Genomic DNA, 19,105 nt, shown 5'->3' with positions numbered 1-19,105 from the left:
GCTGTCGTGGCAATGCGTGTCGGACACTCAAGCCGCTAGTAGGCGTTTTCCATTCTCAGCGGGCGCCATGCTTTTATCCAGCCTGGCGGGAAGGCCTTTCGATCCGCGCCCGGCCGGTAAGGCGGGGACGGGCGCGGGAACGCAGGCGATACGGAAAGCCCTCCCCTACTTTTGCGGCGACGGACGGGCGCCCGACGGCGCGTGCTGGGGCAAACGCGGCAAGTTGCCGATCATGCCGTCCGGTCGCGCTTTGGCGAGCATGCGTTGATAGGCCGGCCGCGCTTCGATCCTGGCCTTCCAGGTCGCGACGTTGGGAAACCGCGCCTCGTCCACGAGATTGAGCGTCGTGGCGACGTTGAGCGGGAACAGCATCATGATGTCGGCGCCCGAGAAGGCCGCGCCGCCGAACCAGGCGTGCTTGCCCAGAAACTCGTCAGCGAACTGGACCACGGCCTCGGAATCGACCAGGCGCGAGCGCTCCTTGGGCGGCTGCGCCGTCCAGGCGCGGTAGTCGGAGAACAATCGCGCCGCCAGGCTGCCCTCGGCGAAGTGCATCCACATCAGGTAGGCCGGATAGTCCTGGCTCTCCAGGGCCGGTTGCAACTTCCCCGGGGCGTGCCGATTGAGGATCAGTTCGATGATCGCGCCGGACTCGACCAGGACCTGGTCTCCATAGGTCACCGTCGGCGCCATCGGCACCACGGGACTGAAGGCCCGGATCATCGCCATGGAGCCGGCGAGATCGCCACGCTTGAACTTCAACTGGTACGGCAGGCCCAGCTCCTCCATCAGCCAGACGATCCGCTCGGACCGCCGGCCTTCGAGGTGATAGATCGTCACCTCGGGCATTGGCGCGGCGGGCTTGGCGGCGGTTTTCGACGCCGCCAGCGCCAGGGGGGCGGCGATCAGGCCGGCGAGCGCGGCCAGCGAACCGCGACGTCCAATGCTCTGTCCCATCAGGCTTTCCTCATCTGTCATTGTTGTTGTGAGGGCTCCAAGGCCCCCGCCCGGCGGCGGCGCGGGGCAAGCGCGCCGCCGCCGCGTACGAACTAGAAGGCCACGTCGAGGCTGACCCCGACCCGGCGGACCGAGTCCGGACTGAAATACTGGACATAGCCGCCAGGATTGAGCGCGGTGACCGGCGAGGGCGTGATCTGCGCGGCGTAGCGCTTGTCGAGCAGGTTGCTGGCGTAGAGCGCCACGCTCCAGGCCTTGTCGGGCGCCGAGACGCCCAGGCGACCGCCCAGAAGGCCGTAAGCCTTCTGGATCGTGCCTGGATCGCCGCTGATGGCGTAGTTGATGTCGCTCTGCCAGTTCCAGTTGGCCTGGAAGAAGCCTCGCAGGTTCGCGCCCAGGGGCCGCTCATAGGCCAGGCTGGCGCCGTAGGCCCATTCCGGCACGCCGGCGATGCTCAGGCCCTTGGCGTTGAAGAAGCCGTCCAGCGAGGTGGGCGAGGCCGGCGGCGCGCTGCACGGGCCGCCCTGGGCGATCTTGGGCTGGCCGAAATAGCACTGCACGCCATTGAAGTCGGCATAGCGGGCGTGGGTGTAGGCGCCGCCGGCCGTGAGGGTCAGGCCCGCCGCGAGCCGCGCCACCAGATTGGCCTCCACGCCCCGCGTCTTGATCTCGCCGGCGTTGGTGATCCGCGACGAATAGGTGGCGCTGGTCAGGTCCGAGACCTGGGCCTGGAAGTTCTTGATCCTGGTGCTGTAGACATCGGCGTTGAAGATCAGACGACGATCCAGGAACGCGGCCTTGAAGCCGATCTCGTAGCTGGTCGGGATCTCCGGCTGCACCCTCTGGTCGGCGGCGGCCGTGGCGGCGCTGAGACCACTGAAGCCCGGCCCCTTGTAGCCCCGCGACACCGTCGCATAGACCATCAGGTCGTCGGTGGCGTTGAAGCGCGGCCCGACGCGCCAGGAGAGGTTGGTGTTGTCGACCTCCTGGTGCAGATCCAGCGTCACCGAGCCGGGGATGTAGACCGCGCCCGGGGTCGGGGCCCGGTGATAGTCCAGGGTGATCTCGTCGCGCGTGACGCGCGCTCCGGCGATCAGGTCCAGCTTCGGGGTGATGTGCAGCCCGACCTGACCGAAGCCGGCGATGCTGGTCGAATTGATGTCGTTGTAGGTAGAGGTCTCGAAGATCGTGCCCAGAGGTGCGCCGGGAATGATCGGAACCACCGCGCCGTTGGTCGCGGGCGTGATCCAGCTGAGCTGGCCCCGCTGGCGGATCAGGGACGAGGCCTTGGAGTGGTAGAGATAGAGCCCGGCGACATAGTCGAACCGCTGGCCGATCGGCGAGGTCAGGCGCAGTTCCTGGCTCAGCCAGTCGGTCTTCCCGGCCCCGCCATTGGTGTCGACATAGCTGACCGGCGTCAGGTCGCCGTCATAGAACGCCTCGCGCTTGACCGAGCGATAGGCGCTGATCGAGGTCAGGGTCAGATCGCCGAGATCGTAGTCGACTTGCAGCGTGCCGCCCTGGGCTGTCGACTTGCCTTGCGACGGACCATTGGCGGCGACCCGCAGGTTCTTGGGGCCGGCGACGATGCCGTACCGCGCGTTGGTGACGGCGGGCGCATAGCCCGGCGTGACCTTGCGCCAGGTCGACGAACAGCAGAACGCGTCGTTGTCGGTGCGGTCGGCCGAGAAATAGACGGTCAGGTCGTCGTTGGGACGCCACAGCGCCTTCAGGGTCAGGGTGCTGACGTCCTGCGGATCGGTGAAGACGTTGTCCTTGGCGACGTTGCGGATCAGCCCGTCACGTTCGTTGTGCGTGGCCACCAGCCGCAGGGCGAGCGTGTCGCCCAGGGCCACGTTCCCGATCGCTTGCAGGATGCGTTCGCCGCGTTCGCCGTACTGCGCGTGCAGCTCCCCGCTGTTCTCGTTCAACCGGGGGCGCTTGGTGATGAAGTGAATCAGGCCCGCCGAAGCGTTCTTGCCAAACAGCATGCCCTGCGGTCCGCGCAGGATCTCGACCCGCTCGATATCGGCGAGCGTGGCCAGGCTGGCCGGGTCGGCCAGCACAACGCCGTCCACGACGGTCGAAATGCTCTGCTCGATGCCGGCGGAGAAGCTGCTGGTGCCGACGCCTCGGACGGTCAGGCCCGAAGCGCTGCTGCTAAGGCTCTGCTTGAACCGGACGCTGGGGTCGATCAGGGACAGTTGCTGGGGCTGGGTGATGTTCATCGCCGCCAGCGCCTCGCCGCGCGCGGCGGTGATGGCCAGCGGCACGTCCTGGACGTTCTCGGCGCGCTTTTGAGCCGTGACCGTGATCTCGTCGACGCTGACGACCGTGTTGGCCTGGGCGACCTGGGTGACCTGGGCCGCGGCGTCGGTGGCGCCGATCAGCATGGCGAACCCAAGCGAAGCCCCCAGCAGAAGCTCAGCCTTGAAGGCCCGCGGCGGGCGCGGTTGGATAGACATGGCGCGTTCCTTCCTTGAGCCGCTGAGCGGCTTCTTTTGTGATCTGGGACAGGCGCAGGCCGTCGGCGTCCGCTTGAGGCGGACGGTCAAAAGCCAGGGGCGAAGCCGACCGGCTCACCGCTTCAGGGGATCAGCATCCGAGCTCTGAACGCTTAAGTAACGATATCGTCACTTAAAGGGTCTGGCAACGGGTTTCGAACATCCGTTCGTCACGCCGTCGCGCTTGGCCGGGCGGTGACGCGCACCAGCCAGGCCTGAACCGCGGCGCAGTCCTCCGGAACCGAAACGCCGATGAAGCGCCCGAAGTCCGCGGTGGTCTGGGCAATGATGTCGGCCATGCTGTAGGCGTCGCCCGCGATGAATTCCCGATTGGCCAATTCCGTGTCGAGCCAGCGATAGGCCCGGTCGGCATGGGCGCGGTTCGACTCGCCGAAGTCGGTGAACTGGGTCAGCAGACTCGCCGTCAGGGGATGGGTATGACGCCAGATGTGAGCGATCGGCATCATCAGCTGCAGCTCGATACGGCGGATCCACATGTCGATCACGGCCTGCTCTTTCGGCGACACGCCAAAGAGCGGCGGCGTGGGATGCAGGCCTTCCAGATACCGGCAGATGCTGACGCTCTCGCTGAGATACGAGCCGTCGTCCAGCTCAAGCACCGGAACCTGTCCCAGGGTGTTCTTCTCGAGAAAGGCGCTGGCCTTGTGGGCGCGCTCGCGCAGGGGCACACGCTCCTGCTCCAGCGTCAGGCCCTTCTCGGCCAGGAAGATCCGCACCCGTCGCGGATTGGGCGCGGGATTGTCTTCGCCATAGAGCTTCACTTGCATTCCTCCCGTCGGCGGTCGCGCCGCGCGCGGGGTCTGACCGCCCCGCTCATTAAGTAACGGTACCGTCACTTAATGTAAGAAGGCAATAGCTCATTTTGGCCGAAGACTAGGTAGCCCTGGCCGGGCGGGGTTCGCCGTACTTCTTCGCCAAGGCCTTGGCGCCGGCGATGACGGCCAGGGTGATGGCGTCGATCATCGCCTCGTCGTCGCCGTCGCGTGCGTCCAGCGCGCCCGCCGTGCCCGCCACCATGAACCACGCATATTGCTTGGCCTGGCGAGGCGGCAACCCGAAGGCCTTCTGCAGGCCCAGGGCCCACCCCTCCGCGTCGGCCTTGCGGTTGTTCCGGGCTCGCTCCGCCAGGGGTCCGCAGTCCCTGACCAAGCGCATGAACAGCTCACCGCGCTCGTCGGCGCGCCGACACCAGTATTTCAGGGCCCCGCGCACCCAGTCCTCGAAACTGGACGCCGGTCCGACCTCGCTGGCCAGGCGCTCCACATAGATCTGGGTTTCACGATCGAACAAGGCGGTCAGCAGGTCGTCGCGGTCGGTGAAATAGCGATAGCCCAGCGCCTTGGTGACGCCCGTCAGATGCGCCACGCCATCCATGGTCACGGCCGCCACGCCGTGCTCGATGACGATCTGCGCGGCCGCATCGAGAAAGCGCTCACGGCGCTCCGCGCCCTTCAGTCGTGTCTGGGTCATGCCTGCCTCGAACCTGGCTGCTAAATGGCGCGGGCGAAGCGTGCCTGGCAAGCGTTTGCGGTGAACGCCTGAAGCTCGCCCTGTGTCGCCACGCCGGCGGCGTTGCGCTGGGCGTCCTCCTGCCCGCGCTCGGCGGCTTGCCGACAAGGCGGGCCTGCTGATGGCGTTCACGCTACCCCGTGGTCGTCGAGCGCATCGAGATAGCGCTCGAGTTCCCGATAACGCACCAGCGTTCGCGCACCCTCCTTCAAGACTCGGATCCGTCCCTCGGCGATCAATTCGTAGAAGCGGCTGCGGCTGATCGCCAACATCTCGGCGGCCTCCTTTACGCGATAGGCCATCCGTTGTGGCGGTGGATGCTGGGGAAGCGTCAAGACCGCGCCTCCGGCCGATAGCCAACGGGATCCTCGACCCAACTATTGATCGAAGACTCCCGTCACCCTGCCCCGTTCATGCTGATCCGCACTTGTGGGGAAAGCGAGCCCTCACGGATCTTGCGGTAGAGGTTCGCCCTTCTGAAGTCCATGCGACCCAAGCCCGCCAAAAGCATCGTGGCGGTCGTCGCCAACCTGTCGGTGGCGGCGCGCCTGATCCTCGTGGGAGACCATCCGCAAGCCCACGGCCTGATCACCCGCGCGCTCCGCGACCTCGCGGCCTTCTCCTCCGGTGGCAGGTGACCCAACGAGTTGCCCGGCGAGGCGACCGCGCCGGCCGCCCGCTGGCTGGGGCCTGGCGCCATTGCGCCGGCTAACTGCCGACCTGACGACTCGCGCCCAGGCCTCACACCCCGACCTCGCGCCGGTCGACGCCACGGGCGCCGGTCGAGCTGTCGCCGGTGGTGGGGGCCTTCAACCACCTGATGGGTAGCCTGGAACGCTTCACCCGGGCGCTGGAGCGGTTCTCGGCAGACGCCTCGCACCAGTTGCGCACCCCACTGTCGGTGATCGTCGCCAACCTGGCCCTGCTAGAGCGCACCGCCGCTACGCCGCGCGACAAGGCCCTACTGGGCGACTCTCGCCAAGCGGCGGCCAACCTGCGCCAGGTCCTGTCACAGTTCCTGGCCCTGGCCCGTTCGGAGGCCACAGCGGCCGAGGGCGAGGCCGACCTCGCCGCCCTGCTGATCACCATCCAGCTGGAGGCCCTGCGAGCTTTTCCTGATGTCGAGGTTCTGGCGCGCCTGCCCTCAGGCCTTCCCCTCGCCCGCGGCAATCCGGTGCTGATCGGCGAGGTGCTGCGGAATCTGATCTTCAACGCCTGCGCCTATGGCGGCGGAAAGACCCGCATCGTCGCCTTCGCCAGGGCCGACACCCTGAACGTCGTCATCTGGGACTATGGTCCGGGCGTCAGCGAAGCGGACCTGGCCAGATCGCGTTGACGTCGATGTCGACCCGGTCCGGATCGATCGGCGCGCGCAGGCCCCAGCGTTCGGCCAGGACGATCAGGGCTCCGGCGCGCCAGCGACGATAGTCGGCCCGGTATTGGGGATTGCGGCGCAGGAACTCCCAGGCCAGTCGCGCCCGGCGCGGGTCGATCGCCTCCGGCGGTGCGGCGACGCCTGGCGCGACGGGCGGGTCGGGGCGGCAACGGGCGACGTGGGACTGGGCCATGGCTCCATTGAGCGCCTCGTGAGGGCGGGCTGGAATCGGCGGCCTCGTCCGAGTCCCGCCGGGATCGCGTTTTTTCGCGGCCGCGATGCGGGGCGCGCCATAGATCAGGACGGCTCTACCGGCTTTTGGCACGGCGTTCCCGAAAGCGGGCGCAAGTCGTGCCGTGATTGAGATGGCGAAAAAGATGTCCCCAGGAAAGTGACGGCGCACAGCAGCACCGGCAGCAAGGCCCCCAGCCATCGAGGCGAGCGCCAGACCTCGACCACGTTGGGCGGGTCCAGCCCCGTCCGGCGCAGGCCGTCCAGCGATCCAACACCCAGGGCCCAGGGCGGCAAATGAAAGCGAAAGGCCGACGGGCCGGCCAGAACATCCCCCTGGACGATCGCGAAACGCAGGCGGCGCCCACCGTCGCTGACCAGGACGTGCTGGTCGCCGTCGGCGGCGCGCACCACCAAGGTCGCGACGTCCAGACCCTTGAGGTCGATGGCGTCGGGATCGTGCGCGCCGGCCGGCTCGACACTGAAGACCGGCGCCGCGCCGTCCGCCTGCCACCGCCACAGGGCGATGGGCAGGGGATCGCCGGGCGGCCCGTCGCCGACAAAGCACAGCTCAGGCGCCCTGCCCGCTCGCGGCGCGCGCGCGGTCGCGCCGCGGGACGGTTCAAACCCGCGCCGCGCGAACTCCCAGGCCCAGACCGACCGGTCGGCGCCCAGGAGTCCCTCGTAGGTTTGCGCGTCTCTCCAGTCAGGCGCGCGGGCTTGGACATCGTTCATGTCGGCCGCTCGTCGTTCCCACGATAAAAGTGTTTCCGAGGTTGCGCGGGCTGTCGAGCCTTGGCCGCCCGGCACGCACCCTCGCGAAGTTTGCCATGGACGCCGTCGGCGCCACGGGACTAGGGCCTGGCAGGACGCGCCTGATAGACTGACGCGCCGTCGCATCCGCACGCAAAGGCCTTAGGTTGACGTCCCAGCTCGAACATCCCGTGGCCGACAAGGCGCCGTGGTCGGAGACCCTGACCGACTACGACCAGCGGCACTTGGTGACCTATCTGCGGCTGCTCGACGCCGACGAGGACGGCGCCGACTGGCGTGAAGCGGCGCGGCGGGTTCTGGGGCGCGACCCGGAGCAGGCGCCGGATCTCAGTCGCCGGTGCTGGGAAAGCCACATGGCGCGCGCCCGATGGATGACCCAGACCGGGTATCGCGACCTGCTGGTCCCCGGGCGTCGCTGAACGATGAACCGCAGCGTCCGTATCGACGATCGGTCTCTTGGGGCGCCTGGGAAATAGCGGAGCCAAATTTACGGGCTGAAACGAGTCGGTCCCTTGAGTTTCGGCATAGGACTGAAGCATCCAGGTGCCCACGGATCCTAAGCGTCGCCCCGCAGGTTGTCTTGGTCGGCCCCGGGTGTGGGCTGCGCGCGGGAACCCGTCGGACGAATGGACCTTGCCCACCACGCCGGCGACAGCGCTTCGTCCGATGCATTCTGCGTCCGTGCGCCTATATCTGCGTTCCCGCCGCATGGATCGTCCGATGACCAAGCCCCTGAAGATTGACTTCGTCTCCGACGTTTCCTGCCCTTGGTGCGTGGTGGGCCTAGGCGGGCTGGAGGCCGCGCTCGAGCGGGTCGGCGACCTGGTCGAGGCTGAGATCTATTTCCAGCCCTTTGAGCTGAACCCGAACATGCCGCCTGAGGGCCAGAACATCGTCGAGCACGTGGCTGAGAAGTACGGGGCGACGCGGGAGCAGTCGGCGGCCAATCGCCAAGCCATCCACGATCGGGCCGCAGCCGTGGGCTTCACCATGGCCACCGACGAGAACAGCCGCATCTACAACACGTTCGACGCCCATCGCCTGCTGCATTGGGCGGGGCTGGTCGGCGACCAGAAGGCGCTCAAGCGCGCCCTGTTCGACGCCTATTTCACCGACAATGACAGCCCCGCCGACTTCGAGGTTCTGGTGCGCGCGGCGATGAAGGCGGGCCTGGACCCGCATGCGGCTCACGAGGTGCTCACCTCAGGCCGCTATGACCAAGAGGTGCGCGAGGCCGAACGCGCCTGGCAGGCGGCGGGGATCAGTTCGGTGCCGGCGGTGGTGATCAACGACCGCTATCTGATCTCGGGCGGCCAGCCGGCCGAGTATTTCGAACAGGCGCTCCGGAAGATCGCTAGCGAGGCCTGACGGTCTTCACGGGAAGCTCGCCCCCCCCCCCGCGCCGGGAAGCTAGAGCGCGGCGCAGATAGCTTGAGCACGGTGCGCTGGCAGGATGACCGTGAAGGGCCAATCGCGGACGTAGGGCTTTGAGACTTCGCGCTTCATTCCAGACTAGCGGCGCGACGAACCGCTTTGGCCGACGCTCACCACGCGCTCCGCGGCGTTGACAATGATGACTATGGATAGCATCCGAGGCGTGCGCGTGATCAATCCACTCCGGTCGAGGCGCTGAGCAACCGATCGCGCTCCGCACCCCTTGCCCACAATACGATCGCGCGAAATTCGAAGTTGCGGCCCCGCCGACGCTCCTGTATCGAACGCCCTCCCCCGCCGACGTGATTTGCGTCGTCGACCCGGATGGCCCGGTGGCGGAGTGGTGACGCAGCGGACTGCAAATCCGTGCACCCCGGTTCGATTCCGGGCCGGGCCTCCACCATTTTTCAAGCACTTAGCTCCTTTGTCGATCGACCAGTTTGCAGGTCGGTTTGCAGATTTGTTCTCGGTTCAGCCTCGGGCGAGGCGTTCGCTGATCCTCTTGGCCGTCGCTTCGGCGATGGCGCCGCGGTCGGCATAGGCGTCCAGCGACGCCAGATCGCGCAACGTGTGGCCGGTGCACATGGCGACTTCCTGTGTCGTCCAGCCCTCGGAGAGCCGCCGCGTGACGAACGTGCCGCGCAGATCGTGGAAGGTGACGCCCTTGATCCCGGCCGCTTGGCAGGTCAGCCGCCAGGCCGACCGAAAGCCGTTGCCCTTGATCTCCCACGGCCGGCCATCAGGCTTGGTGAGGATGGTGGTGGCATCGCCGCGAGGCGCCGCAGTCAGGCACTCGCGCAGAGCCGCCGAGATCGGCACGGCTACCCGAACACCGGTCTTGGCTTGCCGAAGGTGTATCACGCTCCCCTGAACCGCGCCCCAACCCAGGGTGATCAAGTCGCCTTGCCGCTGCCCGGTCTCCAACGCCAGGATCATGGCCCGCTTCATCGGCTCGGAAGCCACGCGCATGAAGGCGTCGACCTGCTCGGCCGTCCAGGTCTTCTCGCGACGATCGGCGTTGGACAGCTTCTCGACGCCCGCAGCGCGATTGAACTCCAGCAGGCCCCGGCGCACGCCCCAGGCCAGCACCAGCTTCAGCACGGCGACCGCATAGTCGGCCCGACGCGGGCTCTCCCACATGCTGTCCCGCCAGCCATAGATGTGCGTCGCCACCTCCCGCGCCGCCATCGCCCGCAAGGACAACCCACCAAACACGGTTTGGATCTTGTCGAGCTGCTTGGCGTAGTCAGCGCGCGTCCGGTCCGCGAGGTCGCGGTACTCCGGCGACTGTTTGTAGCGCCAGATCAGGTTGTGAACCGTGTGACCGGGCGGCTCCTTGCGCATCGCCTCAGCCAGACGCGCATGGAACTCGATACTGCCTTCCCGGCCCAGCGCGATCGAACCCGGCCCCCGCCCAAGGTAGCCATAGCGGATGACCTCGCCGTCGCTCAGGCGCTTTTTCTGAAACCAGACGCCCTTGGGCAGGCTGCGCTTAGAAGCGGGCATTGGCGAAGTGCTTGGCGAGTTCATCCTGGATCTCGCGCGCTGGCGACGTCGCCGCGTCCGACACCTGCCCGCCCGGATCCAGAACGATCCGTACGCTACCAACCCAAAGTTCGGCTGGGCAAAACCCGGCTTTCTTGAGCGCCATCAGGACACCCGTGACGTCATAAGACCGGACGATGGGACGCTTTTTAAGATTCAAAACTCGCGCTCGCAGATCCAACAGCCAGAAATGGCGATCAACTGCGCGAAGAAATCCACAGGCAACCGAATACATCAAGTAAAATCTATAATTAATACATGATTATACATGCAAATTCGAAATATTCGTCAACCCATGTCAACCCATCTGGCAGCGCCAGAAGAAGCTTCTCAGAACAATTTCTGCAGTAAGGGTCGAGCTAAACATTTGCAGTCTGTAAAATCCGCGACGATTTTTGCAGACTGCAAAAACCTCACGCCACCGGCTGACGACCTATCGCCCTATAAAGCATGTACAGCTCGCGAAGTTTTGCAGACTGCAAAATTCGCAACCTAGTCCCGACCGCTCCCCCGCCCCTCCGTGAATTTCTTGGGACGCAGTTTTGGCCTGCGCTTGAGCAACGCGGCCGCGCTCGCTTCTTCCGCATTTCGGCGCGCCACCGCGCCGCGCGCCGCCGTCGGCCGCTCGTCACCAGGAAGGCCGTAGTAGTCGAAGTTGCCCGTGACCACGCCGGCCAGCCGTCGCATCTCGAGCCGGACAAGTTCGAGACAGCGTTCCGCCGCCTCGCCCTGTCCCGGCGGGCATTCGCCAATCTGGGCGGCTGTATTGAGGGCGTGGGCGATCTGATTGACGTTCACACCGATCCGCCGAACCTCCCGGCCAATCTCACGTAGGGCCTCCAGCTCCTCCCGGTTCCACTGGGGCCGCCCAGCCAAGTGGGCCAAGGCCAGAGCGCGAAGCCAGCCGGCCGGCGTCGTTCCGCGCGCGGCGGCGGCTCGTGCGAGGGCGTAACGCTCCTCTCCCCTCAGCCGGATTTTCACCTGCTCGCCTTGACCACTCCCGCGGGGCGCTTCCGCCCTGCCGCCGAGGGCCTCATCGATCATCCGGCCAAGCGCGGCTGAAACACCACCATCTTGCTGACGCGCCAGCGCTTTAAAGCGCTCGGCCTGCTCTGCGGGCACCCACGCCGATAACAGCTCTTGCCCGTTTCTGCTCACCACGCCTCCGGCATCGTAATACAATGGTACCAACAAACATATCCTGCCCTAATCCCAAACATTCAACTCTATTCTCGCCGCAACCGCAGATGATGGGCATGAGGAAGGGAAGGAGCCGGATGGGCGTTTTTGCAGTCTGCAAAACTTAAAGGCCGCAAATGCCCTACGCCTTGAGCGTCGCCCAGGAGGAGATTACGGCCTGGACCTCAGCGTTCACGATCAGCTGCGCCTCCTCTCGGGTGATGCCCGGTACGCGCAACAGCCGATCGTAGTCCGTCATCTGGTGACGAACATGCGCCTGCGCGACGAATGCAAACGCTCGTCCAATCGTTATGGCCCCTCGCCACTGCCGGGAAGATATCCGCTCGGCAAGTAACTCCGCTACCTCTGCCGGCGCCCGCGCATGCTTCTTGCGAATGTGCTTGTCGGCGTCGGCTCGACTGGATCTAGTCTGCTTTGGACGCACAACATCGCTCCAGCCGAGGCGCAAACTACGCTGCGGAAACGAGGCGCATTATTGATCAACTCAAAGACTCAGATCAACGTCTCGGCAGTTTCAGCATTCCCCGACGCCACACCTGCCGAGCACGCGACATGGCCTCCGAAGCTGCAGCAGAAGCGATCCGTTACGACGAAGCCATTTGGCGAAAACTGGTGAAGGATCTTCTCGAAACCTATCGATACGATGGCGCCGAGGATCGGCATTCACTTTTTCTCGAGAGTCTGGATAAGCGAGAGCATCAGACCGAGCTCTCCATAAAGCAGGCCCAATGGGTGCTCGACATCAAGTTCCTGCGCACGATCATCGGCAAGTACCGAGACATATCGGTCTCGACCTTGATCAAGGAATGCTTCGAGAACTGCCACCTGATCGCGGATGAATTTCTGGTCGCGTGGATCCAGAAACTCCATAGAGCGCGCGCCGAGACCGTCCGCGGCGGCGACGCCGTTCGGCTCTATAGGATATGGCTTAGCCTGGAACCTGGAGCTTGAAACGCGTGCGCTGCCTGCCGCCCCTATGTAGCGCGTGAAATACGCTGGCCACTGTTTGGCCATGCGGCAACGCGAAGCTGTTGCCCATTCAGTTGGACGCCGGAGAGTGCGGATGGTCGCTGGCGGATTCCAGGCAATCCAGCCCATGCCCCTCGCGCTTGTCTAAATTCCCCAAAATATGGCTCTACAGCAGCCGTTAAGATTAACAGGAAGACGCACACACTTTTATGTAGACGATGTCAGGATCCGGGAATTGCGGCCAGAGACCCGCCGATGACGCAATCTACGACGTGAAGCCAACAAGGCGATGTCACATGAAACGACTACGATAATCTACGAAACGTCGTTAACGGCGCCCGTTTGACGTTCAAACAGAACTTTTGACGCTGCGGCGCAACAACGAGGTCGCCTCGGCGAAAAGCTTACGCTATGAGGCAGATACGCAAGGCTGAATAGCCGCGTTATACAAGGTGGGGACTAAATGACGGTTGAAAGCAATGGTAAGGTTGCGCTCATCACGGGCGTGACCGGGCAAGATGGCGCGTACCTGTCGGAGCTGCTTCTGTCGAAGGGCTACACGGTCCACGGCGTGAAGCGCCGTTCTTCGTCTTTTAACACGGGCCGCCTGGAGCACATCTATCAGGATCCGCACGAAGCCAATCCGCGCTTCATCCTGCACTACGGCGACATGACCGACAGCACGAACCTCATCCGGATCGTGCAGCAGACCCAGCCGGACGAGATTTACAACCTGGCAGCCCAGAGCCACGTCCAGGTTAGCTTCGAGACGCCGGAATACACCAGCAACGCCGACGGTACCGGCACGCTGCGCCTGCTGGAAGCCATCCGCATCCTGGGCCTGGAAAAGAAGACCAAGTTCTACCAGGCCTCGACCTCGGAGTTGTACGGCCTCGTCCAGGAAGTGCCGCAGAGCGAGAAGACGCCCTTCTATCCGCGAAGCCCCTACGCCGCCGCCAAGCTCTACAGCTATTGGATCGTGGTGAACTACCGCGAGGCCTACGGCATCCACGCCAGCAATGGCATCCTATTCAACCACGAGAGCCCGCTGCGCGGCGAGACCTTCGTCACCCGCAAGATCACGCGCGCCGTGGCGGCCATCAAGCAGGGCTTCCAGGAGAAGCTCTATCTCGGTAACATGGACGCCAAGCGCGACTGGGGCCACGCCCGTGAGTACGTCCGCGGCATGTGGCTGATGCTGCAGCAGGAGCAGGCCGACGACTACGTCCTGGCCACCGGCGAAACCACCCTGGTCCGCGACTTCGTTGCTAAGGCCTTCTCGGAAGTCGGCATCACGATCAATTGGTCGGGTACGGGCATCGACGAAAAGGGTTCGTGCGCCGAAACCGGCAAGGTGCTGGTCGAGGTCGACCCGCGCTACTTCCGCCCGACTGAAGTCGAACTGCTGATCGGTGACCCAACCAAGGCCAAGGAAAAGCTCGGCTGGGTCCACGAGACTAAGTGGGAGCAGCTCTGCGCCGAGATGGTCGCCGCCGACATGATCAATGTCGCCAAGGAGCAGCGTCGCAATGCCGAATGACGTGATCTTCCCCCTTGAGGGCAAGCGCGTCTGGGTGGCCGGCCATCGTGGGATGGTCGGTTCCGCCATAGTGCGTCGCCTCGCTTCAGAGGGCTGCGAAATCCTGACCGCCGGCCGAGATGTGCTGGACCTCGAGCGCCAAAGCGCCGTCGAGGCCTGGATCGCCAAGGAAAAGCCGGACGCCATCTTCATGGCCGCGGCCAAGGTCGGCGGCATTCTGGCCAATGACACCTATCCGGCTGACTTTCTCTACAACAACCTGGTCATCGAGACGAACATCGTCGACGCGGCCTGGCGGAGCGGCGTCAGCAAGGTGCTGTTCCTAGGCTCGTCGTGCATCTATCCGAAGTTCGCGCCGCAGCCGATCATGGAAGACGCCCTGCTCACCGGTCCGCTGGAGCCGACCAACGAGTGGTACGCGATCGCCAAGATCGCCGGCATCAAGCTGGCCCAGGCCTATCGCAAGCAGCACGGCTGCGACTTCATCAGCGCCATGCCGACCAACCTCTACGGCCAGGGCGACAACTTCGACCTGAACAGCAGCCACGTCATGCCTGCCCTGATCCGCAAGGCCCACGAGGCCAAGCTGGCCGGTGCCGACAGCATCATGATCTGGGGCACGGGCACACCGCGCCGCGAGTTCCTGAATGCCGACGACTGTGCCGACGCTTGCGTGTTCCTCATGAAGAACTATTCGGACTTCGAGCACGTCAATGTCGGGTCGGGCGAGGATCTGACGATCTACGACCTGGCGACACTGGTCTGCGAAGTGGTGGGCTTTACGGGTGAGGTCATCACTGACACCACCAAGCCTGACGGAACACCGCGCAAGCTGATGAGCGCCGACAAGTTGCGGAGCATGGGCTGGAAGCCGAGCATCGAATTGCGTGACGGCATCGCCGACGCGTACCGTTGGTTCCTGGCCTCGAGCAATCAGAAATCAGCAGCGGTGTCGTGACCCAGGAAAAGGCCTTCGCGACGTACGACGTTCTCGGCGTTCCGGTTTCGGCCACGACCCTGGATAGCGCTAGCGGAGCTATCGCGAACTGGGCCAAGGACGACGTTGGGCGCTGCGTCTTCATTCGCGACGTCCATGGCGTCATGCAGGCGCAGGACGACGCCCAACTCATGCAGCTGCATCATCAGGCCGCAATGGTGACGCCGGACGGCATGCCCTTGGTATGGCTCGGCCGCAAAGCCGGCTTCGACGTCTCGCGGACATGCGGGCCTGACCTGATGGAGCGCGTCCTGGCGGACTCGCCAACAACCGGTCTGAAGCACTTCTTCTACGGCGGCAAGCCTGGCGTCGCGGAACAGCTGAAGGACACATTCGAACGCCGCTTCCCCGGCCTTGACGTCGTCAAGACCGATACTCCCCCTTTCCGCCCGTTGACCACGGCCGAGCTGGCTGAGGTGGCGCGCGAGATCAATGAGAGCGGCGCCGACGTCGTGTGGATCGGGCTATCAACGCCCAAACAGGAACACCTGATGGACGCTTTAGTCCCAAAGGTCCATGCAACTTTGATTGGCGTCGGTGCTGCCTTCGACTTCCATACCGGCGCCGTTCAACGTGCGCCCTACTGGATGCAGGGTATCGGCCTCGAGTGGTCCTGGCGCCTGGCCAGCGAGCCACGCCGCCTGTGGCGGCGCTATCTCGTCATGGCACCACAGTTTATCTGGAAGATCATATTTGGACGACGTGGGCATGCCTGACCGCCCTATCACCATCGCCGTAGCAATGAGCTGCTTCAATCGGCGTGAGACAACCCTCCGGTGTCTACGCAGCCTTGTTACGCAAGCCTCTGATGGCGTTCGGTTTACCGTACATGTTCTTGATGACGACAGCGCAGATGGAACCGCCGATGCAGTAAAGGCCGAGTTCCCAGAGACGATTGTCATTAAGGGTGACGGGAACCGATTTTGGGGCGGCGGGATGTACTTGGCTATGCAATCGGCCAGGGACACCGCCTTCGACTACATACTGTGGCTGAACGACGACGTGACGCTAAAGCCCGATGCGGTTAAGCGCATGCTCGAAGCCTACGAAACCGCCAAAGGGACTAGCGGCGGACTACATGTGGTCACCGGCGCAATGGAAGACCCCGCCACCGGCAACATGAGTTACGGAGGCTTCACCCGCCGCAACTTGTGGCACCCTGCTCAATTGGAACGCGTCGAGCCGTCCCATTCCGAGTTGATCCCTTGCGACACATTGAATGGCAACTGCGTGCTAGTTCCCGCAGATGTCGTTCGACGCCTTGGCTCTATTGATCCAGTCTTCGTGCATCAACTTGGCGATATCGATTATGGCTACCGGGTTACCAAAGCAGGCGGCCGAATCTGGTTAGCCCCCGGCTTTGTCGGCTGCTGCTCCCCGAATATAGGGGGAGCGCCATGGAAGCGCGCTAAAGACATTTTCAGCCGATACCATCTCCTACGAACCCCACGCGGCCTTCCATTTAGATCATGGCTTACCTTTTATTTACGTCACGCGGGTCCGATCGGCATTTGCTTAATGATCGCGATGTACGCGAACGCACTACGCAATAAGCCCGCACGATGAGCGCCGGCTTAGCAGCGCGGGGCATCCAAGCGCTTATTCAGACTTATGCAGGAAACCTTGCAAAGGTTCTGCTGCAGTTTGCTATCGGAACCCTACTAGCACGCCTTCTCGGCCCTGAAGCTTTCGGACTGGTAGCCGTTGCATGGGTTATTGTCGGCTTTGGCACGCTCCTCATGGATGCGGGTATCAGCTCTTCGGTTATTCAGAACGAGAAGGTTGCTGATAGCGACATAGCTTGGGCGTTCTATGCGCAATTATGCTTGGGTGCCGCCCTTTCATCAATACTTTGGCTCTCCTCGCCGTATCTCGCAAATTCGCTCGGCAACAAGCAGGCAGAGCCATTCATTCAAGCGATGAGTTTGACTTTCGTTTTGAAGTCAGCAGGGCAAACCTCTTTCGCGCTTCTCAACCGGAGAATGAGATTCGGGTTAATTCAGATAGTAATGGTTGCAACCTACTTGGTTGGTTATGGGGTGGTCGGAGTTTCATGCGCGCTGATGAAACTAGGCGCTTGGAGTGTCATCTATGCCCATATCTCACAAACTGTCCTCACGTCTGCTGCATATCTTCTGCTTGCACGCCCCCCCTTCAGAGCAAAGTCCTGGTCGCCGCCACGAGATCTACTATCTTTTGGGTGGAAAACCATGGTCGGCGGCTTTCTTAGCTGGCTCTTCTATAATGTGGATAACCTCGTACTCTCTAAATTAACCGGACCACTTGCTCTCGGCCTCTACAATCGATCCATGACTCTTGTTAATATGCCCATCATTATTGTCTCGAGCATACAACCGCTTCTATTTTCCGCATCCTCTCGCATTCAGCACGACGAGGAGAAGATACAAACCGGCTTTCTGGCTTGCACTGTCGCCGTCAGCGCCACGGTTGTGCCAATCCTGCTCGTAACTTCCTTGGTAGCAGACCGCGTAATTGTTGGAGTCTACGGCACTGCCTGGCGTGATGCAGCGGCTATCGCCCGTCCCCTGGCTATCGCCGTAGCAATCAACTCGTACTCGTGGCTCGCTGGCCCAATTCTGATGGCACGGAATTCGACAATCAGAGAAGTGATCGCGCTTGCGGTCGCGATCACACTGATGCTTGCAGTTCTCCCTTTCGCGGCTGGTCACTCTGTAGAAATGGTCGCATGGGCGATCGTCCCTCTCTACGCCGTCCGCTTCATCCTCGTAACGAGGGCTGTTCTCGATACACTCAGCATGCGCCTATCCCGGTATCTCGTTGCGTTGTTGAGGCCAGCACTGTCGATTGCGCCCTTCCCACTTGCCGCAGCTTGGGTGAGCTCAAAAGCGACGCAGGGGTGGGGCGCTGAAATAGCTTTGGTAGCGGTAATGGCCTCGAGCGGCCTAGGCCTAGCGATAGCAATCGCGCTTACGCGAAAGCATCTATTCTCCGGTCCGCTTGGAGAAATCTTGGCCAGAAGCGGAAAAATGCCGACCTTTGTCTCAAGGTGGGTGACAGACGGGTCGGCCCCCTCACAGTCATCTTTTGGAAAAGAATGATGAAGCGCGCAGAAAATCAGGGGTTTGGCGATCTAGCCATCATCATTCCACTCAGAGTTGACAGTGACGACCGCTTGAGAAACCTGAAGATAATCCTCTCTTATATAGAGAGGAGTTTTCCCAGTGCTGAAGTCATTATTATTGAGCAGGCTGTAGAAGCTCAGAGCATTGATATTACCTCCGCAATGGGCGCAAGGTTAATCCACGTCAAAGATGGCGGGTCTTTCAATAAATCTCTCAACATCAACAGAGCCCTATCCGCAACAGAGAGGCCTGTTGTTTGCGTCTATGATACTGATATGCTCGTTCCAATCGCAGCCATGCAGCAGAGTCTCACCGCCATTAGGCGAGGAAAGTTTGCTTTCATGCTACCCTTCAACCGCGTGTGTGTTGACGTTGATCAGCCTTTGATCTCGGAACTTGGCATCTCGCTGGATGCCGAACGCTTTGGTAGAATTAAATCTATCGGCGGACCACGACCACACCCTTCAGCTTTGCCTCGTCTCATTGTCGGCGGCATCCTTATGGCAGACCGCGCAGCGTTCATCTCGGTTGGCGGCATGAACCGGGAAATGGTCTCCTACGGATGGGAGGATATTGAAATTCTCGTCCGAGCCAAAAAACTTGGATTCTATTTTGGCTTCACGCCACACAGCATTACTCACCTAAACCACATTCGAGGCCCAGACTCATCCGTCGGCGAGCGCTACGCCCTGAACAAAGAAATATTCGAGCGTGTTAAAGGGCTAAAAAAGGCGGAATTGAAAAAATATGTCGCCGATAATCTCGCACAAAGCTTCTCTAACGTACCCCAACCGCGTCAATTTTCCACCGGACCTGTACTATTTGCTATATTGAGACTTGTGAATAAAATTTCGGTTGAGCATCGAGCGATCTTCGCCAAATTTACAAATCGGTCCGCCTAGTGATGACGCATGGGTTCGCTATGCCGCGCGTGGTTGGCAGAGG

Annotated in this window: 22 protein-coding genes and 1 tRNA gene; 12 read left to right on the top strand and 11 right to left on the bottom strand. The window is 62.8% G+C overall.

From position 1 onward, the window contains the following. Positions 1-165: 165 nt before the first annotated feature. The 5 genes from ACW175_RS08355 to ACW175_RS08335 all read right to left on the bottom strand — a co-directional run bounded on the left by ACW175_RS08355 (position 166) and on the right by ACW175_RS08335 (position 5,326). Positions 166-957: a glutathione S-transferase family protein gene (locus ACW175_RS08355; protein WP_492104110.1), complete on the bottom strand. Its 792-nt coding sequence runs from the start codon at positions 955-957 to the stop codon at positions 166-168. 92 nt (positions 958-1,049) lie between these two features. Then, complete coding sequence (locus tag ACW175_RS08350) at positions 1,050-3,422, bottom strand: TonB-dependent receptor (protein WP_492104109.1); 2,373 nt, start codon at positions 3,420-3,422, stop codon at positions 1,050-1,052. 209 nt (positions 3,423-3,631) lie between these two features. Beyond that, a complete protein-coding gene (locus tag ACW175_RS08345; protein WP_492104108.1) occupies positions 3,632-4,249 on the bottom strand; it encodes a glutathione S-transferase family protein in 618 nt (205 codons plus the stop codon). 106 nt (positions 4,250-4,355) lie between these two features. Continuing rightward, complete coding sequence (locus ACW175_RS08340) at positions 4,356-4,952, bottom strand: TetR/AcrR family transcriptional regulator (protein WP_492104107.1); 597 nt, start codon at positions 4,950-4,952, stop codon at positions 4,356-4,358. 167 nt (positions 4,953-5,119) lie between these two features. Continuing rightward, the gene (locus ACW175_RS08335) at positions 5,120-5,326 is read right to left on the bottom strand and encodes a helix-turn-helix domain-containing protein (protein ID WP_492104106.1); all 207 of its coding nucleotides are present in this window, start codon (positions 5,324-5,326) and stop codon (positions 5,120-5,122) included. Between the two features lie 150 nt (positions 5,327-5,476). Here ACW175_RS08335 and ACW175_RS08330 point away from each other — a divergent pair, with 150 nt between their 5' ends. Both ACW175_RS08330 and ACW175_RS08325 read left to right on the top strand, forming a co-directional pair. Beyond that, positions 5,477-5,629: a hypothetical protein gene (locus tag ACW175_RS08330; protein WP_492104105.1), complete on the top strand. Its 153-nt coding sequence runs from the start codon at positions 5,477-5,479 to the stop codon at positions 5,627-5,629. 182 nt (positions 5,630-5,811) lie between these two features. Continuing rightward, complete coding sequence (locus tag ACW175_RS08325; RefSeq protein ID WP_492104104.1) at positions 5,812-6,327, top strand: sensor histidine kinase; 516 nt, start codon at positions 5,812-5,814, stop codon at positions 6,325-6,327. On the opposite strand, the gene ACW175_RS08320 is transcribed toward ACW175_RS08325, so the two are convergent. Beyond that, entirely contained in the window at positions 6,296-6,559 is a 264-nt protein-coding gene (locus ACW175_RS08320) for a transcriptional regulator domain-containing protein (protein WP_492104103.1), read from the bottom strand. The two genes, ACW175_RS08325 and ACW175_RS08320, sit on opposite strands and share 32 nt — an antisense overlap. 104 nt (positions 6,560-6,663) lie before the next feature. Then, positions 6,664-7,332, bottom strand: a complete 669-nt coding sequence (locus ACW175_RS08315) for a hypothetical protein (protein ID WP_492104102.1) — start codon at positions 7,330-7,332, stop codon at positions 6,664-6,666. 185 nt (positions 7,333-7,517) lie between these two features. Here ACW175_RS08315 and ACW175_RS08310 point away from each other — a divergent pair, with 185 nt between their 5' ends. From ACW175_RS08310 to ACW175_RS08300, 3 genes are all read left to right on the top strand, one after another. After that, complete coding sequence (locus ACW175_RS08310; RefSeq protein ID WP_492104101.1) at positions 7,518-7,790, top strand: DNA -binding domain-containing protein; 273 nt, start codon at positions 7,518-7,520, stop codon at positions 7,788-7,790. A gap of 301 nt (positions 7,791-8,091) precedes the next feature. After that, positions 8,092-8,739 (top strand): DsbA family oxidoreductase, encoded by a 648-nt coding sequence (locus tag ACW175_RS08305; RefSeq protein WP_492104100.1) that lies wholly within the window; start codon positions 8,092-8,094, stop codon positions 8,737-8,739. A 392-nt stretch (positions 8,740-9,131) separates the two neighbouring features. Then, positions 9,132-9,205: transfer RNA gene (locus tag ACW175_RS08300), tRNA-Cys, on the top strand. Between the two features lie 71 nt (positions 9,206-9,276). Here ACW175_RS08300 and ACW175_RS08295 read toward each other — a convergent pair. From ACW175_RS08295 to ACW175_RS08280, 4 genes are all read right to left on the bottom strand, one after another. Beyond that, positions 9,277-10,311: a tyrosine-type recombinase/integrase gene (locus tag ACW175_RS08295; RefSeq protein WP_492104099.1), complete on the bottom strand. Its 1,035-nt coding sequence runs from the start codon at positions 10,309-10,311 to the stop codon at positions 9,277-9,279. Continuing rightward, on the bottom strand, positions 10,298-10,585 hold the full coding sequence (locus ACW175_RS08290) for a hypothetical protein (RefSeq protein WP_492104098.1): 288 nt from the start codon (positions 10,583-10,585) through the stop codon (positions 10,298-10,300). Before ACW175_RS08290 ends, ACW175_RS08295 begins: the two co-directional genes overlap by 14 nt. 257 nt (positions 10,586-10,842) lie before the next feature. Then, entirely contained in the window at positions 10,843-11,532 is a 690-nt protein-coding gene (locus ACW175_RS08285) for a MobC family plasmid mobilization relaxosome protein (RefSeq protein ID WP_492104097.1), read from the bottom strand. Positions 11,533-11,671: 139 nt separating this feature from the next. Beyond that, positions 11,672-11,974, bottom strand: a complete 303-nt coding sequence (locus tag ACW175_RS08280) for a DUF2293 domain-containing protein (RefSeq protein ID WP_492104096.1) — start codon at positions 11,972-11,974, stop codon at positions 11,672-11,674. Between the two features lie 128 nt (positions 11,975-12,102). Here ACW175_RS08280 and ACW175_RS08275 point away from each other — a divergent pair, with 128 nt between their 5' ends. The 7 genes from ACW175_RS08275 (at position 12,103) to ACW175_RS08245 (ending at position 19,062) form a co-directional block, all read left to right on the top strand. Next, on the top strand, positions 12,103-12,501 hold the full coding sequence (locus ACW175_RS08275) for a hypothetical protein (RefSeq protein ID WP_492104095.1): 399 nt from the start codon (positions 12,103-12,105) through the stop codon (positions 12,499-12,501). A 481-nt stretch (positions 12,502-12,982) separates the two neighbouring features. Next, positions 12,983-14,059, top strand: coding sequence for a GDP-mannose 4,6-dehydratase (gene gmd, locus ACW175_RS08270; RefSeq protein ID WP_492104094.1), 1,077 nt, complete (start codon positions 12,983-12,985; stop codon positions 14,057-14,059). Beyond that, on the top strand, positions 14,025-15,017 hold the full coding sequence (gene fcl, locus ACW175_RS08265; RefSeq protein ID WP_492104093.1) for a GDP-L-fucose synthase: 993 nt from the start codon (positions 14,025-14,027) through the stop codon (positions 15,015-15,017). Before gmd ends, fcl begins: the two co-directional genes overlap by 35 nt. Then, positions 15,014-15,772: a WecB/TagA/CpsF family glycosyltransferase gene (locus tag ACW175_RS08260; protein WP_492104092.1), complete on the top strand. Its 759-nt coding sequence runs from the start codon at positions 15,014-15,016 to the stop codon at positions 15,770-15,772. Before fcl ends, ACW175_RS08260 begins: the two co-directional genes overlap by 4 nt. After that, a complete protein-coding gene (locus tag ACW175_RS08255; protein WP_492104924.1) occupies positions 15,759-16,622 on the top strand; it encodes a glycosyltransferase family 2 protein in 864 nt (287 codons plus the stop codon). Before ACW175_RS08260 ends, ACW175_RS08255 begins: the two co-directional genes overlap by 14 nt. Beyond that, positions 16,619-18,136 carry a lipopolysaccharide biosynthesis protein gene (locus ACW175_RS08250; RefSeq protein ID WP_492104091.1) on the top strand — a complete coding sequence of 506 codons (1,518 nt, stop codon included), beginning with the start codon at positions 16,619-16,621 and terminating at the stop codon, positions 18,134-18,136. Before ACW175_RS08255 ends, ACW175_RS08250 begins: the two co-directional genes overlap by 4 nt. Continuing rightward, complete coding sequence (locus tag ACW175_RS08245; RefSeq protein ID WP_492104090.1) at positions 18,133-19,062, top strand: galactosyltransferase-related protein; 930 nt, start codon at positions 18,133-18,135, stop codon at positions 19,060-19,062. Before ACW175_RS08250 ends, ACW175_RS08245 begins: the two co-directional genes overlap by 4 nt. Positions 19,063-19,105: the final 43 nt, after the last annotated feature.

The organism is Caulobacter sp. FV1ye6ST, from assembly GCF_058681225.1.
Note: the sequence above shows the minus strand (reverse complement) of the source record. Positions and strands in the feature narration are given on the sequence as shown.

Coding starts and splice junctions, on each gene's coding strand:
- ACW175_RS08340 (WP_492104107.1), bottom strand. CDS start 4,952: ATGACCCAGACACGACTGAAGGGCGCGGAGCGCCGTGAGCGCTTTCTC.
- ACW175_RS08330 (WP_492104105.1), top strand. CDS start 5,477: ATGCGACCCAAGCCCGCCAAAAGCATCGTGGCGGTCGTCGCCAACCTG.
- ACW175_RS08315 (WP_492104102.1), bottom strand. CDS start 7,332: ATGAACGATGTCCAAGCCCGCGCGCCTGACTGGAGAGACGCGCAAACC.
- ACW175_RS08245 (WP_492104090.1), top strand. CDS start 18,133: ATGATGAAGCGCGCAGAAAATCAGGGGTTTGGCGATCTAGCCATCATC.
- ACW175_RS08305 (WP_492104100.1), top strand. CDS start 8,092: ATGACCAAGCCCCTGAAGATTGACTTCGTCTCCGACGTTTCCTGCCCT.
- ACW175_RS08295 (WP_492104099.1), bottom strand. CDS start 10,311: ATGCCCGCTTCTAAGCGCAGCCTGCCCAAGGGCGTCTGGTTTCAGAAA.
- ACW175_RS08350 (WP_492104109.1), bottom strand. CDS start 3,422: ATGTCTATCCAACCGCGCCCGCCGCGGGCCTTCAAGGCTGAGCTTCTG.
- ACW175_RS08250 (WP_492104091.1), top strand. CDS start 16,619: ATGAGCGCCGGCTTAGCAGCGCGGGGCATCCAAGCGCTTATTCAGACT.
- ACW175_RS08320 (WP_492104103.1), bottom strand. CDS start 6,559: ATGGCCCAGTCCCACGTCGCCCGTTGCCGCCCCGACCCGCCCGTCGCG.
- ACW175_RS08325 (WP_492104104.1), top strand. CDS start 5,812: ATGGGTAGCCTGGAACGCTTCACCCGGGCGCTGGAGCGGTTCTCGGCA.
- fcl (WP_492104093.1), top strand. CDS start 14,025: ATGTCGCCAAGGAGCAGCGTCGCAATGCCGAATGACGTGATCTTCCCC.
- gmd (WP_492104094.1), top strand. CDS start 12,983: ATGACGGTTGAAAGCAATGGTAAGGTTGCGCTCATCACGGGCGTGACC.
- ACW175_RS08355 (WP_492104110.1), bottom strand. CDS start 957: ATGGGACAGAGCATTGGACGTCGCGGTTCGCTGGCCGCGCTCGCCGGC.
- ACW175_RS08290 (WP_492104098.1), bottom strand. CDS start 10,585: ATGTATTCGGTTGCCTGTGGATTTCTTCGCGCAGTTGATCGCCATTTC.
- ACW175_RS08275 (WP_492104095.1), top strand. CDS start 12,103: ATGGCCTCCGAAGCTGCAGCAGAAGCGATCCGTTACGACGAAGCCATT.
- ACW175_RS08345 (WP_492104108.1), bottom strand. CDS start 4,249: ATGCAAGTGAAGCTCTATGGCGAAGACAATCCCGCGCCCAATCCGCGA.